Origin of the sequence: Streptomyces sp. MspMP-M5, assembly GCF_000373585.1 — a bacterium.
Lineage (GTDB): Bacteria > Actinomycetota > Actinomycetes > Streptomycetales > Streptomycetaceae > Streptomyces.
In genome coordinates this window covers 1-1766 of the sequence record NZ_KB891864.1, presented here as the reverse complement: position 1 = coordinate 1766, position 1766 = coordinate 1, and the positions used below count along the sequence as shown (strand labels likewise).

The 1766-nt window shown below is 68.7% G+C and carries 1 protein-coding gene; it reads right to left on the bottom strand.

All coding sequences use genetic code 11. The features are described 5' to 3' along the window. Nucleotides 1-1715: condensation domain-containing protein (locus B073_RS0106265; RefSeq protein WP_234025005.1), on the bottom strand; the 1715-nt coding region annotated here is incomplete at its 3' end. Nucleotides 1716-1766: the final 51 nt, after the last annotated feature.

Sequence of the window (1766 nt, the reverse complement as noted above, 5' to 3'; positions counted from 1 at the left end):
AGATCCCGCAACAACGGCGCCTCCGACCAGCCATCACTCGCAATGTGATGCAACGTCAGCAACAACACATGCTCAGCAGCCGAGGACGAGAAGAGGGACACCCGGAGCGGCAGGTCCGACGCCAACGCGAAGGAGGTGAAGGCGGCCTCCTGGATCAGGGTGGGCAGGTCGGCGGGGGTGCACTGCACCACCGAGACCTTGGCGCCCGCCTGCTCGGGCGGCAGGATGTGTTGGAAGGGTTCCCCGTCGACGTCGGGGAAGACGGTGCGCAGGGACTCGTGGCGGGCCACGACGTCCTCTATCGCCCGTTGCAGCGCCTCCAGGTCCACCGGGCCCTCGATACGGAAGGCGAACGGAGCGTTGTAGGTCGGACTCTGCTCGAAACGGTCCAGGAACCACAACCGCTGCTGCGCGAACGACAACGGCAACACCTCAGGGCGCGGACGAGCAGTGACCGCGGGGCGCGCCACCGCGCCCTCGCCAGTCAGGTGCTCCAGCAGCCCGGCCACCGTCGGCGCGCCGAACAACGTCCGCACACCCAACTCCACGCCCAACACCGACCGGATCCTGCTGATCAACCGCGTCGCCTTGAGCGAATGACCGCCCAGGGCAAAGAAGTTGTCGCCCGGTGCAACGCTCTGCACCCCCAGCACCTGCGCAAACAGACCGGACAGCAACTCCTCCTGCACCGACCGCGGCCCCCGCACCAGACCGGCCCCGGAGCCGGACGCCGTCTCCGCGTCGCGGCTCTCCGCACTACGCAGCAGCTCGCTGCGCCGTTCCGCACTGCGCCCGAGCAACGTCCGCTCCTGCTCGGCCGATGCAAAGAACTCCACCCCCTCCACACCGGCGTCAGGGTCCCCGGTCACCGCGTCCACCACCCGCACGAACAGCCGGTGCAGCTCCTCGGCGGTGGCGGCGTCGAAGAGGTCGGTGGCGTACTGGAGCATCCCGGAGATCCCGGCCGGGTTGCCGTCGACGTCCCGCTGCTCGGTGAAGCTCCAGCCGAGGTCGAACTTGGAGGGTGCGGCGTCGAGGGGCTGCGGGGTGATGTGGGTGTCGGGGAGGTCGAGGCCGGCCGGTGCGTTGTTCTGGAGGACGAACATGGTCTGGAACAAGGGGTGCCGGCCACCGGTGCGGTCGGGGTTGAGCTGCTCCACGATCCGCTCGAACGGCAGGTCCTCGTGCGCGAAAGCTGCCAGATCCGCCTCCCGCACCCGCTGCAACAACTCCGCGAACGGCGGATTCCCGGAAGTGTCCGTACGCAACACCAACGTGTTGACGAAGAAGCCCACCAGATCGTCGAGGGCCTGGTCCGACCGGCCCGCAGTGGCGGTGCCCAGCGGGACATCACCTCCGGCGCCGATCCGTGAGAGCAGTACCGCCAGTGCCGCCTGGAGCGCCATGAACAGCGTCACTCCCTGGCCACGGGCCAACGACTCCAGGCGGTGGTGGAGTTCGGCGGGAATGCCGAAGTGGAGGAGGCCACCCGCGTGGCTGGGGTGTTCCGGGCGTGGCCGGTCGGTGGGGAGGGCCAGCTCCTGCGGCAGATCGGCGAGCGTGCGGGCCCAGAACTCCGCCTGCTCCTCCCCCACTTCTGCCAGCAACTCACGCTGCCAGAGCGTGTAATCCGCATACTGCACCGGCAACGCGGCCCACCGCGGCGCCTCGCCAGACAACAACCGCGCCTCGTACGCCACCGACAGATCCCGCAACAACGGCGCCTCCGACCAGCCATCACTCGCAATGTGATGCAACGTCAGCAA